Origin of the sequence: Listeria kieliensis (genome assembly GCF_003369925.1) — a bacterium.
In the GTDB taxonomy this organism is placed as follows: domain Bacteria; phylum Bacillota; class Bacilli; order Lactobacillales; family Listeriaceae; genus Listeria; species Listeria kieliensis_A.
In genome coordinates this window covers 896,478-918,183 of record NZ_LARY01000001.1, presented here as the reverse complement: position 1 = coordinate 918,183, position 21,706 = coordinate 896,478, and the positions used below count along the sequence as shown (strand labels likewise).

Annotated in this window: 20 protein-coding genes; 14 read left to right on the top strand and 6 right to left on the bottom strand. The window is 38.4% G+C overall.

Annotated elements, in window-relative coordinates; translation table 11 throughout:
* Positions 1-7: 7 nt before the first annotated feature.
* The 3 genes from UR08_RS04545 to UR08_RS04535 all read right to left on the bottom strand — a co-directional run bounded on the left by UR08_RS04545 (position 8) and on the right by UR08_RS04535 (position 1,849).
* Entirely contained in the window at positions 8-376 is a 369-nt protein-coding gene (locus UR08_RS04545) for a YxeA family protein (protein WP_115752462.1), read from the bottom strand.
* A 167-nt stretch (positions 377-543) separates the two neighbouring features.
* The gene (gene rpsD / locus UR08_RS04540; protein ID WP_115752461.1) at positions 544-1,146 is read right to left on the bottom strand and encodes a 30S ribosomal protein S4; all 603 of its coding nucleotides are present in this window, start codon (positions 1,144-1,146) and stop codon (positions 544-546) included.
* A 214-nt stretch (positions 1,147-1,360) separates the two neighbouring features.
* Complete coding sequence (locus UR08_RS04535) at positions 1,361-1,849, bottom strand: GAF domain-containing protein (RefSeq protein ID WP_115752460.1); 489 nt, start codon at positions 1,847-1,849, stop codon at positions 1,361-1,363.
* 245 nt (positions 1,850-2,094) lie between these two features.
* Here UR08_RS04535 and UR08_RS04530 point away from each other — a divergent pair, with 245 nt between their 5' ends.
* The 4 genes from UR08_RS04530 (at position 2,095) to UR08_RS04515 (ending at position 6,713) form a co-directional block, all read left to right on the top strand.
* Positions 2,095-3,804: a septation ring formation regulator EzrA gene (locus tag UR08_RS04530; RefSeq protein WP_115752459.1), complete on the top strand. Its 1,710-nt coding sequence runs from the start codon at positions 2,095-2,097 to the stop codon at positions 3,802-3,804.
* 100 nt (positions 3,805-3,904) lie between these two features.
* On the top strand, positions 3,905-5,038 hold the full coding sequence (locus UR08_RS04525; RefSeq protein ID WP_115752458.1) for a cysteine desulfurase family protein: 1,134 nt from the start codon (positions 3,905-3,907) through the stop codon (positions 5,036-5,038).
* Entirely contained in the window at positions 5,039-6,250 is a 1,212-nt protein-coding gene (gene thiI, locus UR08_RS04520; protein WP_115752457.1) for a tRNA uracil 4-sulfurtransferase ThiI, read from the top strand.
* A 19-nt stretch (positions 6,251-6,269) separates the two neighbouring features.
* Positions 6,270-6,713, top strand: a complete 444-nt coding sequence (locus tag UR08_RS04515; RefSeq protein ID WP_115752456.1) for a GtrA family protein — start codon at positions 6,270-6,272, stop codon at positions 6,711-6,713.
* A 64-nt stretch (positions 6,714-6,777) separates the two neighbouring features.
* Here UR08_RS04515 and UR08_RS04510 read toward each other — a convergent pair whose 3' ends face one another.
* Entirely contained in the window at positions 6,778-7,578 is an 801-nt protein-coding gene (locus UR08_RS04510; RefSeq protein ID WP_115752455.1) for an NAD kinase, read from the bottom strand.
* Positions 7,579-7,729: 151 nt separating this feature from the next.
* Between UR08_RS04510 and tpx the strand changes: the two genes are divergently transcribed.
* The 5 genes from tpx (at position 7,730) to UR08_RS04485 (ending at position 11,868) form a co-directional block, all read left to right on the top strand.
* Positions 7,730-8,227 carry a thiol peroxidase gene (gene tpx / locus UR08_RS04505; RefSeq protein WP_115752454.1) on the top strand — a complete coding sequence of 166 codons (498 nt, stop codon included), beginning with the start codon at positions 7,730-7,732 and terminating at the stop codon, positions 8,225-8,227.
* A 169-nt stretch (positions 8,228-8,396) separates the two neighbouring features.
* The gene (locus tag UR08_RS04500; protein ID WP_115752453.1) at positions 8,397-9,407 is read left to right on the top strand and encodes a class I SAM-dependent methyltransferase; all 1,011 of its coding nucleotides are present in this window, start codon (positions 8,397-8,399) and stop codon (positions 9,405-9,407) included.
* Positions 9,408-9,417: 10 nt separating this feature from the next.
* Complete coding sequence (locus UR08_RS04495; RefSeq protein ID WP_115752452.1) at positions 9,418-10,614, top strand: acetate kinase; 1,197 nt, start codon at positions 9,418-9,420, stop codon at positions 10,612-10,614.
* 114 nt (positions 10,615-10,728) lie between these two features.
* Complete coding sequence (locus UR08_RS04490; RefSeq protein ID WP_165849944.1) at positions 10,729-11,466, top strand: DUF2087 domain-containing protein; 738 nt, start codon at positions 10,729-10,731, stop codon at positions 11,464-11,466.
* A 36-nt stretch (positions 11,467-11,502) separates the two neighbouring features.
* Positions 11,503-11,868 (top strand): GIY-YIG nuclease family protein, encoded by a 366-nt coding sequence (locus UR08_RS04485; RefSeq protein WP_115752450.1) that lies wholly within the window; start codon positions 11,503-11,505, stop codon positions 11,866-11,868.
* A gap of 53 nt (positions 11,869-11,921) precedes the next feature.
* Here UR08_RS04485 and UR08_RS04480 read toward each other — a convergent pair whose 3' ends face one another.
* Entirely contained in the window at positions 11,922-12,377 is a 456-nt protein-coding gene (locus UR08_RS04480) for a universal stress protein (protein ID WP_115752449.1), read from the bottom strand.
* 248 nt (positions 12,378-12,625) lie between these two features.
* On the opposite strand from UR08_RS04480, the gene ald reads away from it, so the two are divergent.
* On the top strand, positions 12,626-13,753 hold the full coding sequence (ald, locus tag UR08_RS04475; RefSeq protein ID WP_115752448.1) for an alanine dehydrogenase: 1,128 nt from the start codon (positions 12,626-12,628) through the stop codon (positions 13,751-13,753).
* Between the two features lie 43 nt (positions 13,754-13,796).
* On the opposite strand, the gene UR08_RS04470 is transcribed toward ald, so the two are convergent.
* Entirely contained in the window at positions 13,797-14,891 is a 1,095-nt protein-coding gene (locus tag UR08_RS04470; RefSeq protein WP_115752447.1) for a M24 family metallopeptidase, read from the bottom strand.
* A gap of 209 nt (positions 14,892-15,100) precedes the next feature.
* On the opposite strand from UR08_RS04470, the gene UR08_RS04465 reads away from it, so the two are divergent.
* The 4 genes from UR08_RS04465 (at position 15,101) to dnaE (ending at position 21,524) form a co-directional block, all read left to right on the top strand.
* Positions 15,101-15,784, top strand: coding sequence for a metal-dependent hydrolase (locus tag UR08_RS04465; RefSeq protein ID WP_115752446.1), 684 nt, complete (start codon positions 15,101-15,103; stop codon positions 15,782-15,784).
* 23 nt (positions 15,785-15,807) lie between these two features.
* Positions 15,808-17,121, top strand: a complete 1,314-nt coding sequence (gene ytoI, locus UR08_RS04460) for a CBS-HotDog domain-containing transcription factor YtoI (protein ID WP_115752445.1) — start codon at positions 15,808-15,810, stop codon at positions 17,119-17,121.
* 22 nt (positions 17,122-17,143) lie between these two features.
* Positions 17,144-18,091 carry a DHH family phosphoesterase gene (locus tag UR08_RS04455; protein ID WP_115752444.1) on the top strand — a complete coding sequence of 316 codons (948 nt, stop codon included), beginning with the start codon at positions 17,144-17,146 and terminating at the stop codon, positions 18,089-18,091.
* 100 nt (positions 18,092-18,191) lie between these two features.
* Positions 18,192-21,524 (top strand): DNA polymerase III subunit alpha, encoded by a 3,333-nt coding sequence (dnaE, locus tag UR08_RS04450; protein ID WP_115752443.1) that lies wholly within the window; start codon positions 18,192-18,194, stop codon positions 21,522-21,524.
* Positions 21,525-21,706: the final 182 nt, after the last annotated feature.

Genomic DNA, 21,706 nt, shown 5'->3' with positions numbered 1-21,706 from the left:
TCTTTTTCTAGTTATTTAACTGGTTTGCTGCTTTTTTAGGCAGCTCTTTTTTGGCAACTTCTTCATAAGAGGTTACCCCTTTGCCTTTTTTATAGTAGATGTGCAAGTAAGCTCCGACACGTAGGTTTTTTTGAGCAGTGAACTTGAGCTGTTTGGCATTTCCTTTTTCATCATAACCGGTTAAGGTATATGCATAGTCAGTAAAAGACTGACCACTTGAATCTCTTTCTGTTGTGGGTTTGCCATTTTTTTTAATGGCAACATAGTAGTCCTCAGCTCCAATATGATTATAATTTGTAAAATAATAGCCTAGTGAAAATGCGAGTCCAAGGATGATGACGGCTACAATGATTATTACAGCAATCATTTTCTTCATTGTTTGGCCTTCTTTCTTTACAAGATAGTTATAGTATAAAGGATTTTTTTAGCAAATTCATGTGACGCAGGTGACAAATCAATAAAGAGAGCTTACAAATTTGTCATTTAAAAAAGAAAAGAACCTTGCTACAAAGAGCAAGGTTCTTTTTGAAATAGTGATGAAGATTAACGAGAATAAAATTCAACGATAAATGCTTCATTGATTTCAGCAGCAAGTTCTGCACGTTCTGGAAGGCGGTTTAAAGAACCTTCAAGTTTGTCAGCGTCAAATGTCACGTATTCAGGCACGAAGCTTGATACTTCAAGACTTTCAGCGATTGACGAATTTTTAGCAGATTTTTCGCGAACAGAAACCACTTGACCAACAGAAAGTTGGTAAGAAGGAATATCAACGCGTTTTCCATCAACAGTGATGTGACCGTGATTTACAAGTTGACGAGCAGCACGACGAGTGCGAGCAAGTCCCATACGGTAAACAACATTGTCAAGACGTTGTTCAAGGAGAATCATGAAGTTTTCACCATGTTTACCTTGAAGTTTTCCTGCTCTGTTGAACGTGTTTTTGAATTGACGTTCAGTTAGTCCATACATATGACGCAATTTTTGCTTTTCAGCTTGTTGCAAACCATATTCAGACATTTTTTTACGTTGGTTAGGACCGTGTTGTCCTGGAGCGTACGGACGACGCTCAATTTCTTTACCAGTTCCAGAAAGTGAAATCCCAAGACGACGGGAAACTTTCCAGCTTGGACCAGTATAACGAGCCATTAAGTGACTCCTCCTTTAATTTGTTTTTAGCATAAAAACAAACGAGCATGACGCAGAAAAAGGGCAGTCCACCTTCAAATATCTTCACCTTAGCAGCCGCAGGGTTACACAATATTCCACGACAAGAGTCGGGGGTAAACAACGATCTTTTCCCAGCTTTCATACAAGCTGCGTTTTACACAGAGTCTAGTATAGTATAAAATCACTTGATTTGTCAACGGATTTCAGCAAGAAGAGCCTCGCAAATTTGTTCTAAATAAAACTGGTCAGTTTCATCAAATCGACTAAGATTGGGGCTATCAATGTCAAGAACACCTATGAGTTTCCCTTCTAAAACAAGTGGAACGACAATTTCAGAGCGACTTTGTGCATCACAAGCGATGTGTCCCGGAAAAGCATTAACATCTTGGACAATGTAAGTTTTTTCATCTTTTGCTGCATTGCCACATACGCCTTTGCCGAGTGGAATGCGTATACAAGCTGGAAGGCCTTGGAATGGACCAAGAACAAGTTCATTATGTTCCTTTTCGAATAGATAAAAGCCGACCCAATTGATATCGACAAGCGCTTGATTTAAAAGAGCGGCAAGATTGCTTAAATTTGCAATGCTGTTTTTTTCTCCGCTAATTAAGGCTTTGGCTTGTTTTAAACAAAGTTCGTAATTTTCTTGCTTCGTTCCTTGAAATTTAGGGATTTCAATCACTTTGACAACACCACTTTCATATAAAATAATTGCTCAAATTATAGCATATTCTCCGCTTAACTAAAAGATCAAAAACTTTTTTTAGTTTTTATGAGGCGAGAGAAGTAAATTTCTATAAATCGTGGTAAAATAGACCATGTGTATTGTGTACATATACCGATAAAATATAAAAGAGGGCTTTATCTATTTTTATTAAAGAAAAAGACACTAGTTGGATCGGTAATAAGCAGATGGGAGGATTTTGAATGTTTTACTATATTTTAATCGGTTTTATCGTGGTGATCATCGCCCTTTTTGGTACCGGATATTGGCTGAAAAAGAAACATTCGACAAGGATTGGGGAACTAGAAGCAAAGTGTGAACGTTTGCGCGATCTTCCGGTAATCGATGAACTTTCGAAAGTGAAAAAATTAAAGTTGACTGGGCAAACAGAAAAATTATTTGAGTCTTGGCGCAGTTCTTGGGACGAAATATCAACAAGATTGTTTCCTGACGTAGAAGAAGTGCTTTTAAATGCGGAAATGAACGTCAATCATTACCGGTTTGGGTCTGCCACTCAAGATGAAAATGATTTAGAACAAATGCTTGTCACGATCGAAAATCAAATCAATCAAATTTTAAGCGGGCTAAGAGAACTATTAGCAAGTGAAGAGAAAAATGCTCTGGAAAGTCGCGCGACAAAAGAAAAATTAGCAGAATTGAGACGCTTTATTTTGACGCATGGTTTTAAACTTGGAAAGGCGCAAAAAGCCTTTGAGCAGGAGTTAGATGAGATTCAAGCGGAAATTAATCACTATGATGCGCTAACTGACCAAGGCGATCATCTTGAAGCTCGAGAAGTGATTATGGCAACTAAGAAAAAAATCACTTTGTTAGATGAAGAAATGGAGCGAACTCCTAAACTTCTGCTTGAAGTTGAAAGTACGGTTCCAAGTGAACTCGTGAAACTTGAAGCTGGTTATGCGGAAATGCTTGCTGAAGGCTATTACTTAGAACAATTGGGTATTCAAAAAGAAATTGAACGGCTGAAAGACCAAACAGAAAAAATGAAAGAAAAATTGATGCATCGTGAAATTGATGCAGCTGAATCTTTAATTGAAGAAGCCAAGGTGGAAACTGATTTGCTCTATGATACACTAGAAGGCGAAGTTCATGCTCGGTCGTTTATTCTTGAAAATAAAGAAAAAATTGCAGAGAAACTCGAAAAGCAAGAACAAGTTTCGGAAAAACTTTCTAAACAAATTACAGAAGTTAAAGCAACTTATCATATTTCCGAGGAAGAGCTGGCGGCTTATTTGAAAACACAAGCCTCTCTTACTGAACAAAAAGAAAACTTCGCTCGTATCAGCGCATTGCAAAAGGAAGCAGCCATTGCCTATTCAGCAATGCAAGACACACTTCGCGAAATTGAAGCTGAAGTTGCAGAAATTGCAGAGAAACAAGATGCGATTGCAGAAGATTTGCGCTCACTTCGGAAAGATGAGTTAGAAGCAAGAGAAGATGCAGATGAAATGAAGCGAATTTGTAATCAAATTGAGCGAAATTTAACACGAGCTCGCTTGCCTGGTATTCCAGAAGAATTTTCTGCACTACAAGAGCATTTCTTAAATTCAGTAGAAAATATGGAGCAATCTTTGATCGAACGCCCGCTGAATATTAAATCAGTGACGAAAAATCAGCAAATCGCTAAAGAAGATTTGGTACATCTACAAGAAAAAGCCGAGGATATTTTGGAAAATGCTAAATTTGTTGAAGCTGTAATTCAGTATTCGAACCGCTACAGAATGGACTATCCAGAGCTTGCGGAAAGCCTGAATAAAGCTGAACGACACTTTTATGGAGATTACAATTATAAAAAAGCCTTAGAAATTGCTGTGACTGCACTTGAAAAGGTTGAGCCGAGTGCATTTAAAAAGATTGAAAAGGCATTTGAGCAATCAAGTGAAAACGAATAAGAACGGCGCAGGTGGATTGAAACCTGCGTCCTTTCTTTTGCACGCTTGACAGCTTATGTTAAAATAGGAAAGGAAAACTTTTAGGAGGCGGCTTTTAGTCATGATTTATTTAGATAATAGCGCAACAACGAAACCCTACTCTGCTGTTTTGGAAACCTATACAAAAGTAGCAAGCCGCTATTTTGCCAATCCTTCCTCATTACATGCTTTTGGTCAAAAGGTTCGAGAGTTACATGAAGAGGCAAGAAAACAAATTGCCCAGCTACTTAAAGTGCGGAGTGATGAACTTATTTTTACATCCGGTGGAACGGAAAGTAACAATTTGGCTTTAAAAGGAATTGCTTACCGCTATAAAAATAGAGGAAAACACTTAATTACAACACAAATTGAGCATCCTTCTATAAAGGAAGTTATGCGAGAACTTGAAAAAGATGGGTTTACAGTGACTTATCTCCCTGTCGATGAAAATGGAGTGGTTCGAGTCCATGACTTTGAACAAGCCTTACGTAAAGACACGATCCTTGTATCGATGATGCATGTAAATAACGAAGTAGGAAGCGTTCAGCCTGTTCAGGAAATTGGTCATCGATTACGCGCGCATCAAGCTTTTTTTCATGTGGATAATATCCAAGGGATGGGAATGTGTGAACTTGAAATGAACAGCATAGATTTATTGTCGATTTCTGGACACAAATTACATGGATTACGCGGTACAGGATTACTTTATAAGAAAAAAGGGGTCGAACTTCACCCTGAAATACTTGGAGGTGGACAAGAAGGAGGGATACGCAGTGGAACTGAAAATACAGCTGGAGCAGTTGCTTTAGCAAAAGCACTGCGGCTGACTTTTGCTGAAAAAACAAATAAGCTGAAACAAGTACTCGCAATTCGGGATTATTTATTACAAGAGCTTGAGCAAATGAAGGGAATTCGTATTCACTCTCAGAAAGCTAGCATTGCCCCTCATATTCTTTGTCTTTCCGCAAGTGGTCATCGCGGGGAAGTGTTGGTCCATGCGCTTGAACAAAAGGAAATTTTTGTTTCTACAACAAGTGCTTGTTCCTCAAAAGCCAAACTAGCAAGTAGTACCTTAAAAGCGATGGGTGTTTCTGATGAAGAAGCGACTGGAGCAATCCGAATTAGTTTAAGCTACGAAAATACACTTTCTGAAGCAGAACAGTTTATTGGTGCTCTTCAGGAAGTAATCGAAAAAATAAATGAAGTGGTGAAATAATTGGAATTTGAACGTATTTTAATCCGTTATGGAGAACTATCAACAAAAGGAAAAAATCGTAAGCAATTTGTCGCAAGACTTGCATCGAATGTAAGACGTGTTGTAAAAGATATGCCAAATATAACCGTTCATGGTGAACGAGACCGAATGCAATTGTTTTTAAATGGAGCACCTGTGCAAGAAGTGTTAGAACGACTAAAATCAATTTTCGGGATTCAATCTTTCAGTCCGGTTATCAAAACAGAGCTAGATGTTGAGGCAGTAAAAGAAGCTGCTTATCAGCTTGTGAGCGATTCTCATCAGCCAGGTGGCACTTTTAAAGTAGCTGCAAGGAGAGGTTATCGAGATTTCCCACTTGATTCAAATGAGTTAAACAAGGAAATTGGGGCGGCTGTTTTACGCCGAATTTCTGATCTTTCGGTCAATGTCAAACAACCAGATATCAAGTTGAATGTCGAAGTTCGTGCGGATGGGGTTTTCCTTTCTTCACAAATTATTCAAGGTGCTGGAGGTCTGCCAGTTAGTTCATCAGGAAAAGCCATGTTAATGTTATCAGGTGGCATTGATAGTCCTGTAGCAGGTTATTTAGCAATGAAGCGAGGAGTAGAAGTAGAAGCTGTTCATTTCCATAGTCCGCCATATACAAGTGAACAAGCTAAGCAAAAAGCGATTGATTTGGCACGGAAAATTGCGAAATACAGTGGGCAAGTACAGATGCATATAGTACCATTTACTGAAATCCAAGAAATGATTAAAAAACAGATTCCTGAGGGATATGTGATGACAGTGACGAGGCGGTTGATGCTACAAATTACAGACCAACTTCGCAAGAAAAGAAATGCTCTTGCGATCGTAAATGGAGAAAGTCTGGGACAGGTTGCTAGTCAAACACTAGAAAGTATGCTAGCGATTAATGACGTCACTAAGACACCTATTATTCGTCCTGTTGTCACGATGGATAAAAATGAAATCATTGATATTGCAAAATCTATTGATACGTTTGAGCTTTCTATCCAACCATTCGAAGATTGCTGCACGATTTTTACGCCAGCGGCTCCAAAAACTAAACCAAAATTGGATAAAGTAAAATACTATGAAAGTTTCATTGATTTTTCGAGTTTAGTCGAACAAGCTCTACAAAATGTTGAAACCTTTTCTGTCGACGTGGCACAAGAACAAACAATAAAGGATGAGTTCAAAGACTTATTTTAATCCAGAAAGAGAGACGAGAATGGAAAAATTAAAGCAGTGGTTAATTAATACGATTCCTTGGTATACGGAAAATGTACACAGCGTTATGATGTACCTTGTAATGGGGGGAATCACAACGCTGATCAATATTGTGAGCTTTTGGTTTTTTGCGTCCTTCCTAAATTGGGACTACCGAATTGCCAATACAATCGCTTGGATTTTATCCGTGTTGTTTGCATATCTGTCAAATAAAAAATATGTATTCGAGAGCTATACGCCATCTTGGAAAGATAAACTTCGAGAAGCTACTTCTTTTTTCGGCTTCCGATTTTTAACGTATTTAGTTGATATGCTGATGATGGTAGTCTTTATTAGTATGCTAAACGTAAATGAAACTTGGTCGAAAATCTGGGTGAATGTGATTGTACTTGTTTTGAATTATGTATTCAGCAAATGGATCATTTTCAAAATCCGAAAAAAATAATAGCTTAGGTTCTTGCCTAAATAAAAAACTCGAAACCGCAATTAAAGGGCTTCGAGTTTTTTATTTAAAGAAAATTTCGTTTGACTTTATCCCAGAAGGAGTTATCAGGTAATTTAATGATATTGATGAACCGGTCACCCACTTCGAGATGAATGTCATGGACGTGCTGGATGCTAAGTGCTTCGCTATCCATTCCAATGAGTGGGAATTCATTGTTCTCATCAGAACCAATTTTAATATGCAGTTTACGCTTGGGGCTCAAAACAAAAGAAGATCCAAGCGTTCGGAATCGGTTATTGTTTAAAGAAGCTAGTTCGCTAACTTGCATAGAAGGAAGAAGTGGATCAATGATCGCACCGTTAACGGACTTATTATAGGCAGTACTTCCAGTTGGAGTTGCAATCACCATACCATCTCCTCTGAAAGTTTCAAAATGTCGCTCATTAATAAAAATATCCATCGTGAGTGTCCGAATAATCGAAGAACGGATATTAAATTCGTTGAGGACATAAAAAGCTTTCGTATTGTTGACCGTGCCATGAATAGTTGGGTAACGTCTAACTAGCCAACGCTCGTCCGATGCAGCTTTCATAATTTCTTCGAGCTGATGAATGTGAAAGTCACAATATTGTCCAAGCTGTTCCGTTAAGGCGATTCCAGCATATAAACAGTCTTGACGAAAATGTGTTTCGCGAACGGATTTCAAAAATGCACCATCTCCACCGATACTAATGATGACAGTAGCTTTTGTATAATCTTCCGTAAGCTTGTAACCATAATCTACTGCAAGTTTTTTTAAATCTTTAGCAATTTGATGAAGTTCTTCGGTTTTACGATATGAAAAGTGGAAAATTTGATTAGACATTTTAGAGTCCTCCTTTGTAGAAAGCGTTTCTTTTTTTATTTTAACATGCTTTTTATAAATTTACCTTTCACATTATTGAGGCAGATTGTTCGCTTTCATAGTTATTTTTTTCTACAATGGAACTAGGAAAGAATTTGGAGGAGGAGACAGCATGGCTAATGTTACTTTTAAAGGTGAAAAAATGACGCTTCTTGGGACGGAACAAAAAGTTGGAAATCAGGCACCGGATTTTACGGTTTTAAATAACGATCTTAAGCCCGTTTCTCTGCATGATTACGATGGCAAGGTACGCATTTTGAGTGTTGTTCCTTCGATTGATACAAGCGTTTGTTCGGCACAAACACGTCGGTTTAATGAAGAAGCCGGGAGTTTAGTGAATACGGTAGTTTTAACTATCTCAGTAGATTTACCTTTCGCACAAAAAAATTGGTGTGCAGCTTCTGGTCTTGACCACGTAATCACACTTTCTGACCATAAAGATCTTTCTTTTGGGAAAGCTTACGGTGTGGTTATGGAAGAATTGAGGTTGCTTGCACGCTCTGTGTTTGTCGTGGACGCTGCAGGTAAAATTGTTTACGTAGAATATGTGAGTGAGGGAACGAATCATCCTGATTATGAAAAAGCTATTGCAGCTGCTAAACAAGCATGATGATAGAGAAAAAGCTTCTCGTGTTTAACGGGAAGTTTTTTTCTGTATTATTTTTAAAAATAATCTGTACTATAAAAGAGGCGTTTTTTTAAGAAAAAGCTTTCATGGTCCTTAGAAATACGTTATAATAACTTTGGTGTTTAAATGATGAAAATTCGAGGTGTTTGCTTTGGCTAACGAAACAACCACAAAAGTTTTTCAAGTTCTTGATGAAACAGCGATCATTCTACAAAATGCTCTTGAAATGAGTTATTTAGAAGCTGTTTATGAAACGAGTGAAAATCTTTTCCAAAATGAAGTATTACAACAAGATGGATTGACAGAGAAACAAGTAGCAAGTTTAGCTGAGAAATACCATTCACTCAATCTCGAAGATTTTTCTTCTGAGGAAATTCGAAAGGGTTTTCAGCTTGCACTATTAAAGGGCATGAAACACGGTATCCAGATGAATCATCAAATGACGCCCGACTCAATCGGCTTTATTTTGGCTTATTTAGTAGAAAAGGCACTGGAAGGGCAGAAAAAAATTGCATTATTGGATCCCGCTGTAGGCACTGGCAACTTACTTACAACAGTCATTAATCAACTTAAACTCCGTCACGATGCCGAAATCACAGCAACGGGTGTGGAAGTGGATGATTTACTGATTTCGCTTGCGTTTGTTGGTTCGGATTTGGAAAAGGTTGATATGACGCTACTGCATCAAGATGGACTTGCAAATCTGCTCGTTGACCCGGTTGATGCGGTTATAAGCGATTTGCCGGTCGGGTATTACCCAAATGACGAGCGAGCGGAAGCCTTTGAATTAAAGCGAGAAAGCGGCCATTCTTTTGCTCACTTTTTATTCATCGAACAAGGCTTACGCTATGCAAAGCCAGGTGGCTATCTGTTTTTCATAGTTCCGGAAAATATGTTTGCAACAGATGATTTTGCCAAGCTAGACCGCTTTATAAAGAAACAAGGTTTTCTAGAAGGAATCATCAAATTACCTGAAAGTCTATTTCAAACTGAAAAGGCACGAAAAAGCATCTTGATTTTGCGAAAAGCTGGGGAAGGTGTGCGTGCACCTAAGGAAGTGTTACTAGCTAATTTGACATCACTTTCTGACCCACGCTCGACAGCGCCAATTTTGGCGCAAATTGAAAATTGGTTTCAAGAGAACAAACAAGAAGGGAATTGAGAAAAGTACAATGGAAAAAACAATCGCAATTAATGCAGGGAGTTCTTCTCTGAAGTTTCAACTTTATGATATGCCAAGTGAGGAAGTCATCACAAAAGGAATCGTAGAGCGAATTGGTCTTAAAGATTCGATCTTCACGATTACAGTAGACGGAGAAAAAATTACGGAAACAACAGATATTCCAGATCATGAAGTGGCTGTTAACATGCTGCTTGATAAATTAATTTCGCACAATATTATTCAGTCTTATGATGAAATTACAGGTGTTGGACACCGAGTTGTACATGGCGGTGAAAAATTCCCTGAATCCGTTTATATTGATGATCAAGTCATCCAAGATATTGAAGCACTTTCTGAACTTGCACCACTGCATAATCCAGCGAATGCAACAGGAATTAAAGCTTTTAAGAAAATTTTACCAAATATTGTTTCGGTTGCTGTTTTCGATACGGCTTTCCATCAAACAATGCCACCATCAAGCTATCTATACAGTTTGCCATATAGCTATTACGAAGATTATGGAATTCGAAAATATGGTTTTCACGGGACAAGTCATAAATATGTTTCTGAACGTGCTGCAGAACTACTTGGTCGTCCAGTCGAAGAACTTCGACTCATTACTTGTCATTTAGGGAACGGAGCAAGTATTGCAGCCATTCAAAATGGGAAATCGACGGATACGTCAATGGGTTTCACACCGCTTGCGGGTGTTTCGATGGGAACTCGTTCTGGGAATATCGACCCAGCTTTGATTCCGTTTATCATGGAAAAAACTGGGAAAACTGCTGAACAAGTACTTGATGTCTTAAATAAGGAATCTGGGATGCTTGGTGTCTCTGGTATTTCAAGTGACTTGCGAGACTTAGAAGAAGCTGCTTCAAAGGGAAATGAACGTGCGGACTTAGCACTCGAAGTCTTTGTCGATCGTATTCATAAATATATCGGTTCTTATGCGGCACGTATGAATGGTGTTGATGCAGTTGTATTCACAGCGGGAATTGGCGAAAACAGCTCGTTCATTCGTGAAAAAGTTTTACATGGCCTTGAATTCATGGGGATTTACTGGGATCCAGCTTTGAATCAAGTTCACGGTGAGGAAGCGTTCCTCAACTACCCACATTCGCCAGTAAAAGTTATCGTAATTCCAACTAATGAAGAATTAATGATTGCTCGTGATGTAGAGCGAATTAAAAAAGAACGTTCTTGATAACAAAAAGCTTCCCCATTGGGAAGCTTTTTTTGTTTAATTTTTATATAAATAAATTTTACTTTTGTTTATAGATATGATAAACTTATTTGGGATCGAGGTGTTGATATGGACTTGAATAAGCGAACGTATTCTGAAGTGAAACAAGGCTTCTATCATCAAAAGAATCAACTGATTTGTAATTATTGCGAAGAAAAATTCAAAGAAGGCCAAATTTATTCCTTTTCTGGCAAGTTTTATGAAGCTGAGCAAGCGATGATAGAACACATTTTGGAGGTTCACGGAGGAAATGCTCGGATGCTTAGAGAAGAACCTGGCAAATATAATACATTGACAGAAAAGCAAAAAAGATTGCTTCAAGCTTTTAAGAGCGGGAAAAAAGATATTCAGATTGCAACTGAATTCGGTCTTTCGGCTTCAACTGTTCGACATCAAAAATATACTTTTCGTGAAAAAGCCAAACAAGCCAAACTCTACCTTGCTCAATATGAGAATACATTTGGAATGGAAGAAGAGAAAAGTTCATTTTTTCTTATTCCTAGTAAGGCCCGAAACTTAGATGATCGGTTTATGATCACAGAGGAAGAATCTGCAAAAACATTAAAGACTTATTTTGACTTTAACGAAGGATTAGTCTTGCAACGTTGGCCTAAGAAGCAAAAGAAAATCATTATTATTTTAAACCGTATCAAGGAAGAACTCACGCCACACAAAATTTATTCTGAAAAAGAAATCACGCAATTACTAAATCGCATTTATTTTGACCCAGCCACCTTACGACGCTATTTATTTGATTACGGGTTTATTAGCAGAACGCCAGATGGCAAACAATATTGGTTAGAGGAATCTTAAAGTTTCTTGCCTACTTAAGGATAGAGGAGAAAAAGTATGGATGCTAAGAGAAAAAAAGAATTGCAACAACAATATAAAGAAATGAAGACTTATTATGGAGTAATACAACTAAAAAATGACCAAAATGGGAAAATATTTATTGATACAGTTCCAAATCTTAAAAACCGTTGGTCATATTATGTGATGTCCCTAGATTCTAATCGCCATCCAAATAAGCAGCTTCAAGAAGAGTGGAATGCGTTTGGAAAAGAGCATTTTAACTATCAAGTGTTATTTGAAAAGCCCAATACAGATGTGACAGATATGAAATTTGAGCTTAAACAATTAAAGAAGAAATGGCTTGAAAAGTTACAGCCATTTGGGCAACAAGGTTATCATAAAATAGAAGAATTGAACAAATAAAAAACGAAGCCTTAAAGCTTCGTTTTTTATTTGTTCGATTGTAAGTATGATTATTAGTTGTATTCTGGTTCTTCATTCCGAACAACTAACACATCGCAAGGGGAGTGGCGAATAACGTATTCTGAAACACTTCCGATAAGTAAACGTTCAACAGCGTTTAAACCAGTGGCTCCACACATGATCAAGTCTGCTTGGAATGCATTAGCTGCTTCTTTTGTGATTGCTGTTTTCGGAGAACCATATTCAATATAAGTTTCAACTTTAGAAACGCCATCTTTCATAGCATCCTCTTTGTAACCATTCAAAAGTTCATCTGCATATTCCGTTGCTTTGTCTGCCATACTTGTATCATAATTGGCTACAGAAGAAAAAGCACGTGTATCGATAACATGGACTAAACCAAGCGCTCCGTCATTTCTTTTTGCAACTTGAATGGCTTTTTTAAATGCCTGCTCTGCTTCTTTTGAACCGTCAACAGCTACAAGAATACGTTTATACTGTTGTAACATAAAAATCCCTCCCAAAAATATCTATTGAATACTTATATTTTACCCCTTTTTTAGTGAAACAACCATAAAAAACTAGAAAAATTTAAAAAATAGCAGAATTACGGCTTTTTTAGGAACTAAAAATATTTCTTTCTAAAAAGTTAGAGCAAGCAACCCAATATGTTTGTGAAATTTGGGTATTTTGTGTTAATATACAAATGTAAGCGGTTAACTACGGGTCTAAGTACCCACAAAAGGAGAGGTTTTTCATGATTATCGGTGTACCAAAAGAAATTAAAAACAATGAGAATCGTGTGGCAATGACTCCAGCCAGTGTTCTTTCATATGTGAATGCTGGACATACAGTCATGGTTGAAAAGGGAGCAGGTGAGGGCTCGAATTTTCATGATGCAGATTACAAAGAGGCAGGGGCGCAAATCGTTGATACGGCCAAAGAAGCTTGGGCAGCTGAAATGGTTGTAAAAGTAAAAGAACCGATTGCTTCTGAATATCAGTATTTTCGTGAGGGATTGCTTCTTTTCACGTATCTGCATTTAGCAAATGAACCTGAATTAACGGAAGCGCTAGTGAAAAATAAAGTAAATACAGTTGCTTACGAAACAGTTGAATTGGATGATCACTCGCTTCCTTTGCTTACGCCAATGAGTGAAGTTGCTGGGCGCATGGCAACACAAATCGGAGCGCAATTTTTACAAAAGACAAACGGAGGAATGGGGGTTCTTCTGAGTGGCGTACCGGGAGTTGAACGGAGTAATGTGACGATTATCGGTGGCGGGGTCGCTGGTACAAATGCGGCAAAAATTGCGATCGGATTGGGTGCTAGAGTAACCATTTTAGATTTAAACTTACATCGTTTACGTGAACTTGATGATATTTTTGGTACTGATGTCACAACATTGATGAGTAATGATTTTAATATAGAAAAGTGTGTTAGAGAATCTGATCTAGTGATTGGAGCGGTTTTGATTCCTGGCGCTAAAGCACCAAAACTTGTAAAAGAACACATGGTTCAACAAATGAAACCAGGTGCAGTTCTTGTTGATATTGCGATCGACCAAGGAGGAATCTTTGAAACCTCCGATCACGTGACAACGCACGATAATCCGACTTATGAAAAATTTGGTGTGGTTCACTATGCGGTTGCGAATATGCCAGGCGCAGTTCCACGTACATCAACTATGGCACTAACTAATGCAACACTTCGTTATGGACTAAAATTAGCGAATGAAGGATTAATTAAAGCAGTAACAAATGATTTTCATCTGTATAAAGGGGTAAATACATTTGAGGGGAATGTTACTTATCAAGCTGTTGCGAAAGACTTGGGGTATGAATATAAAGAACTGAGTGCACTCATGAATGCACCAACTAAATAATGAATGAAAAAGGACTCCTGCAATTAGCGGGAGTCCTTTTTGTTTAAACATATAATAGATCTTTTGTAAATTCTGTTAAAATGTCATAGCCTTGACTTGTCACAACGATGTCATCTTCAATACGGACACCAGCAACTCCTGGAACATAGATTCCAGGTTCAATCGTGAAGACCATGTTTTCTGCAAGTGGCATTTCATTCGTTTCGGTAATAGAAGGAAATTCATGCACACTTGCACCTAAACCATGTCCTAAGCGATGTGGGAAATAGTCTCCATATCCAGCTTTTCGAATGACATTACGGGCCGCCAGGTCGATTTCTTTTGCAGGAACTCCCGCTTTGACTTGATCAATTGCGGCTAATTGGGCTTCAAGTACTGTTTGATAAATTCGTTTTTGTTCATCTGAAATCTCGCCATAAGCAACAGTTCTTGTTGTATCTGAAGAATAGCCTTTGTGAACGACGCCTAAATCAAAGAGAACTAGATCGCCTTTTTTGATTTTAGTAGCACCAGGCGTTCCATGGGGGAGGGCACCATTTGTTCCTGTTAAAACCATGGTGTCAAAACTCATTTTGCTGACGCCTTTTTTCTTCATCTCGTATTCGATTTTCGCAACGATTTCTGATTCTGATTTGCCTTCAGCAATTTCTGCAATACCGATTTTCACGGCTTCATCGGCAAGGAGAGCAGCTTCCTTCAAGATTTTGAGCTCTTCAGGCGTTTTAATCAAGCGCAACATTTGTAATTTGTTTTCAATTGATAAATAACTGGCTGCTTCAAACTGACTTGAAAATTGTTCGAAACGTTCAACACTCATATGTGACTTTTCAATGGCGATACGTGCCGGACTTGAAACACGATTCTTGATTTCACGAGCGATAATTTCAAAAGGATTTTCAGTGTCTTGATAGCCATAAACATCGTAATTAAAGTCGCTTTCTCGTGCATCTTGAACTTCTAGCGCAGGTGTGAATAAAAACGGATCGTGTTCGCTGAAAAGAGCTAGCCCAAGTACGCGTTCATGCGGATCACTATGATAGCCAGTTAAATAGGCGATGTTCTCTGGATCTGTTAAAAACGCAACTTCCGCACCTTGCAGGTTCAACCATTCTTTTAACTCGTTTAATTTTTTTACCATGCTCATTTCCTTCTTTCACTCTGGTTTTCATTTTCATCATATCATGATTCCAAGATTCCTAACATCGTTTTGTTTTTTCGAAACAGTTGCTTTTCAGTACTAATACAGATAAAATTGAAGTAGTACAGTTTGTTTCCCAATAAATCAATATTTTATCACTTTCTGTGTTGATGTATTAAAACAGTATTAGAGGAAAGGATGTTTTTTTGATGAAACTATCATTTCATGGTCAATCGTGTATTAAAATTCAAACGGGTGGGAAAACGATTTTAGTTGATCCATTTATTTCGGGAAATGAAAAATGTGATCTCTCAGTCGAAGAAGAAATGCCAGATTATATTGCGGTCACACACGGTCATGATGATCACGTAGGAGATACGATCCAAATTGCAAAACAATCAGGTGCGCAAATTATTTGTAATGCTGACTTAGCTGATTTTTTTAGCTTACAAGGAATTTCTAATATTGCAGCGATGCATATCGGCGGGAAACGAGCATTTGATTTTGGTTCTGTTAAACTAACGCCAGCATTTCATGGCTCAGCAACGGTTATAAATGGACAAGTTGTGAGCTTCGGGCTACCAAACGGTTTCGTTTTCACTGCGGAAGGAAAAAATATTTATCATGCAGGTGATACAGGGCTTTTTTCAGACATGAAATTAATTGGACAACTTCAACCACTTGAACTCGCTTTTCTTCCCATCGGTGATAATTTCACAATGGGACCTGAAGATGCCAAAATAGCGGCTGACTTTTTAGGAGCGAAGAAAGTTGTGCCGATGCATTATAATACTTTTCCGCTGATTGCCCAAGATCCAGATAAGTTCGTTGCCTCGCTTTCAACTGGCATTGAGGGCGTGAAACTAGAAGTAGGCGAAAGTATTGAAGTTTAAAATAAAAGAAATAGGTGAGTCAATTGGCAACTAAACATGAACAAATTTTAAAATACATCGAAAATCTAGCTGTTGGCGAAAAAATTTCCGTGCGTAAAATTGCGAAAAACCTTTCTGTTAGTGAGGGAACAGCTTATCGTGCGATCAAAGATGCCGAAGTTCTTGGTTTTGTTTCCACTATCAAACGTGTGGGAACACTACGAATTGAACGAAAACAAAAAGATAGCATCGAAAAACTGACTTTTGCGGAAATCGTTAATATGATTGATGGGCAAGTGCTTGGCGGTCGCGAAGGCTTATATAAATCGCTCAATAAATTCGTAATCGGCGCGATGACGATTGAAGCGATGGAACGTTATACAGATGCTGGTAACCTTTTAATTGTTGGAAACAGAGACAGAGCACATGAACTGGCTTTAAAACGCGGGGCAGCCGTTTTGATTACAGGAGGCTTTGATACAAGCGATCATGTAAAACGATTGGCTGATGAAAAGGAATTGCCTATTATCTCTACTTCATATGACACATTTACGGTCGCGACGATGATCAACCGTGCGATTTATGACCAATTGATAAAAAAAGAAGTGGTGATGGTAGAAGACATTTTAACGCCATTTGATGAAACGGCTTACATGGAAACAACTGAAAAAATAGAAGACTGGCATGTCCTTCAAGAAAAAACAGGCCATAGTCGCTTTCCTGTTGTCAATAAAGCGTTTCGACTAGTGGGCATGATTACAAATAAAGACATTATCGATAAAAATCCATCGGTTTCAATTGAACGAGCGATGACGAGAAATCCCCTTACGGTGGGGCCAAAAATGAGTGTGGCTTCTGTTGCGCACATGATGGTTTGGGAAAGTATTGAAGTGATCCCTGTTGTCAAAGAAGATTTGACGCTCATTGGGATTGTCAGTCGTCAAGACATTTTAAAATCCATGCAAATGATTCAAAAGCAACCACAAGTCGGTGAAACCATTGATGATACGATCGCGAAACAACTAGATGAGAAAAATGAAGATTCTGGCGAGGCGAGTTATGAATTTAAAGTGACTCCGCAAATGACGAATTCCATTGGGACGCTATCTTATGGCGTTTTTACCCAGCTGATTTGCGACGTTGTTCAGCAGAAGCTGTTTTCCATGAAAAAACGGAATGTGGCGATCGAAAATGTGACACTTTACTTTTTGAAACCTGTTCAGATGGATACTGTTTTACAGGTGAAACCACGTGTGCTTGAAATGGGTCGAAAAGCTGGAAAATTGGATGTAGAACTTTACTTAGAAGGAATTTTAATTGGAAAAGCCATTGTTGCTTGTCAAATGATGGAGCGCTAACGATAAGATTGGGGAAAAGAAAATGAAAAAAGAAATTTTAAAGGCTATTGAGGCTTATGAGACAGTGATACTGCATCGCCATGTTCGACCGGATCCTGATGCGTATGGCTCGCAAATGGGGCTCGCCGCCATTATTCGAGCTAGCTTTCCAGATAAAAACGTTTACTCGGTTGGTGAAGCCGAACCTTCGCTCGCCTTTTTAGGCGAGTTAGATACCATTTCAGATGATGTTTATCATGGGGCGCTTGTGATCGTTTGTGACACTGCAAATACCGAACGAATTGATGATGCTCGCTACACGCAAGGAGATAAGCTGATTAAAATCGACCATCATCCGAATGATGATGTCTATGGAGATTTAATTTGGGTGAATACGAAAGCTTCTTCTTGTAGTGAGATGATTACGGCTTTTTACGAAGAGTTTTCAGATCAACTCGTTTTAAATGGCACTGCGGCACGTCTGCTTTATGGTGGCATTGTGGGAGATACGGGCAGATTTTTATATCCTAGCACAACGGAAGAAACATTTCGAATGGCTGCCAAATTGGTTGAGTTTTCATTTGATAGGTCAGCACTTTATCAAAAACTTTACGAAGTACCGCTAAACGTGATGCGTCTTTCCGGTTATATTTTTGAGCATTTTGATCTGGAGGAAAACGGAGCAGCGACTATCTATATCTCAAAAGAAATTTTAAGTAAGTTTGATTGTACCGCAAAACAAGCATCAAATTTAGTGAGCTCTGTTGAAAACGCTAAGGGACTCAAAGCTTGGCTGATGTTCATCGAAGAAAAGGATGAAATTCGTGTTAGACTTCGTTCAAAAGGTCCTGTCATTAATGAACTTGCTAAGGAATATCGCGGAGGTGGTCATCCGCTTGCTTCTGGGGCGACCGTTTATACACAAACAGAGGTTCAGGAAATGCGGGATAAATTGATTCAGCTTTGTGATCAGTATAAAAAAGACCTTTAAACGATAAAGGTCTTTTTTATACGAACATACTTTCTTTTTTTTGCTTTTCCCGCTATAATAATAATTACTGATAATGAATGTCTAGAAAGGAGGACGAATAGTGGGATTTATTCATTTGCAAGTTGCTAGTGCATTTGATTTATTATCAAGCACGGCAAGAATAAAAGAGCTTGTCAAAAAGGCAGACGAATACCATTATTCTGCTCTTTCTATTACAGACAAAAATTCGCTTTATGGTACGATTGAGTTTTATAAAGAGTGCTTGAAAGTGGGAATAAAACCCATTATTGGAATGACGGCAGCTGTTGAAGGTGTCATTCATTCGGGAAATGAGTATGAAGTAATCCTACTTGCTGAAACTACAACGGGATACCAAAATTTACTAAAAATATCGAGCGCAATAAAAACGCGCAATGAAAAAGAAGTTTTACCGTTAAAATGGCTGAATTCATATAAGGAAGGCCTTATTATTCTCTCGCCTGGGAAAAATGGCGAAATTGAACAACTTTTACTAGAAGGAAAAGAAGAGTTTGCTAGTGAAGTCGTGCGTTACTACATCGAATTGGTTGGCGCTGACTATTTTTATTTGACTTTACAAAAAGAACAGCCAGTGCTTGCTAAGCTCATTCAAAGCTTTGCGGAAACGAATCGAATACCAGTCACTGTAACAAAAGACGTTCGCTATATTTTGCCACGTGATATACAAGCAAAGGAAGTGCTTGCGGCGATACGAGATAACACGACAGTCGACTGGGAATCACTTGAACTTGTTGGTCCATCATATTTTGCAAGTCAGACAGAAATGGAAACTCTTTATACAACGGATTTTGAACAAAAAGCTTTGCACGAATCTGGGAAAATCGCAGAGCGCTGTCAAGTAGAAATTAAAATGAACCAGCACCTTTTGCCGCGCTTTCCCCTTGAGGCCAGTCAAAGTGCGACCGATGTTCTTGCAAAAGTTGCAGTGCAGGGACTGAAAGATCATGGATTAGATGGTCAATCTGACTATGAAACTCGTTTACATTATGAGTTGCAGGTTATTAATGATATGGGGTTTGCGGATTACTTTTTGATCGTTTGGGATGTAATGAAGTATGCGCGTGAACACGATATTTTAACAGGTCCTGGACGCGGTTCAGCAGCGGGGTCCCTTGTTTCTTATGCCCTTAGAATTACTGATGTTGACCCCATTCAATATAATTTGCTGTTTGAGCGTTTTTTAAATCCTGAACGAGTAACGATGCCTGATATTGATTTGGACTTCCCAGATAATAAGCGGGATGAAGTCATTGCTTATGTGGTGCAAAAATACGGTGAACAGCACGTGGCACAAATTGGTACTTTCGGGACGCTTGCGGCAAAAGCAGCCATCAGAGATACGGCTCGAACATTCGGCTTGAATTCGGTCCAACTTGCTGAATGGGCGAAACTGATTCCAAACACACTGGGGATCACTCTTAAAAAAGCTTTAAAGGAAAACCCGCGACTAGAAAAGCAAATTCATTTTTCTAAAGAAAATGAAATGATTTGGGAAGTCGCTTGCTCAATTGAAGGACTGCCCCGTCATATTTCTACACATGCAGCAGGTATCGTCATTAGCGATGAACCACTTGTTGACCAAGTTCCACTTCAACAAGGAAGTCAAGAAGCCTTGCTTACACAATATGCAATGGGGGATCTAGAAGAAATTGGCCTACTTAAAATGGATTTTCTTGGTTTACGCAATTTAAATTTGCTTGACCGCGTTCTTCGTTCTGTTAATTATAATCGTGATTTGAATTTAACTTTACAAGACATTCCGCTTAATGACGAAAAAACGCTACAGCTCTTTAAACGAGGAGATACTACGGGAGTATTCCAATTTGAATCAGATGGAATCAGGAGGGTGCTTCGAAACCTTGTTCCGACTTCATTTGAAGATATTGTTGCTGTAGATGCACTTTATCGCCCGGGGCCAATGGAGCAAATTGATACATTTATTGCCCGAAAACACGGGAAAGAGAAAATTGCTTATCCGCACAAAGATTTGAAACCTATTTTAGAAGTGACTTATGGCGTGATTGTTTACCAGGAACAAATTATGCAAGTAGCGAGTACAATGGCTGGATTTTCACTTGGCGAAGCAGATCTTTTAAGACGAGCGGTAAGTAAAAAGAAAGCAGACGTATTAAATGAACAGCGTGAAAAATTTGTGTCAGGAGCTTTGCGAAAAGGTTACCAAGAAACAAGTGCTAATGAGGTGTACGATTTGATTGTCCGCTTTGCTAATTATGGCTTTAACCGAAGTCATGCAGCGGCTTATTCTAAAATTGCTTTTCAACTCGCTTTTTTGAAGGCACATTTTCCAGCTGAGTTTATGGCAGCTTTGCTCAGTTCTGTATTTGGAAACGATGTGAAAATCAGCCAATATGTAACGGAAGCCAAAAAATATGGGATCCAGATGCTTCCACCAAGCATTAACCATAGCCATTACTATTTCCAGGTTGAAGGACCTTCGGCTATCCGCTACAGCTTTCGCGTGATTCGAAAGGTACCGAATAAATTTGTTTTAGCTCTCATTGAAGAACGAAAAAAAGCACCTTTCAAGGACTTTTTTGATTTTTGTGAGCGAATTCCGCAAAAAACATTGACTCCTACCATTTTAGAAGCCCTTATTTACGCAGGATGTTTTGATGAATTTGACAAAACGCGTTCCACTTTAGTTGGTTCTATTCAAGCTGTTTTGCAATTTTCTAGCTTACTTGGAAACGATGAACGAGGAATGAATCTATTTACAGCAGACGACGATTTCTTTCAAACGATGAAGCCACGTTATAAAGAAACAGAAGAATTTCCAGAAAAAGAAAAACTTGCACTTGAAAAAGAATACACTGGACAATATGTATCCGCTCACCCAGTTACACGCTATCAGAACAAACTGAAAAAATTACGTGTCACACCAATCGCCAATGTCTCTAAGAAACAATTTGCTTTGCTTGGTGTTTATGTGCTTTCTACAAAAGTTATTCGTACAAAAAAAGGAGAGAACATGAGCTTTTTGACAGTTTCAGATGATAGCGGTGAACTTTCAGCAGTTGCTTTTCCAGAAGCTTATCGAAACTTCAATCCACTTTTGCAAGAGGGCGAATTATTAGTCTTGCAAGTGAAAATTGAGGAGAGAAATGGAGAGAAGCAAGCGATTATCAACAAAGTGGAACGATTGGACCAAATTGAAGTACCAAAGCGCTTGTTTTTAAGGGTAACAAGTGACGAACAAGTTCGGCAGTTGAAATCATTCTTGAAAGAATCTAAGGGGAATTCGAAAGTCGTTTTACATTATGCGACAACGAAAAAAACCGTAGAACTTTCAGATTCTTTTTCGGTTTCTTTCTCTGCGGAACTAGAAGAAAAGCTCAGCAGCTTGCTTGGAATGGAAAATGTTGTATTTAAGTAAATGTTTTTTCATTTCCTAAAAGAAGTAAAAGTATGGTATAGTTTAGAATGGACAAGAGACTTGCGGTGATGAATAGCTGTTTTCAGCTGACTATTGCCGCAATTCGTTTTTTGACTTTCATAGTGTGAAAGAGGGACTTTTAATTTATTTTATTCATTTTTATCACCACTATGAATCCGATT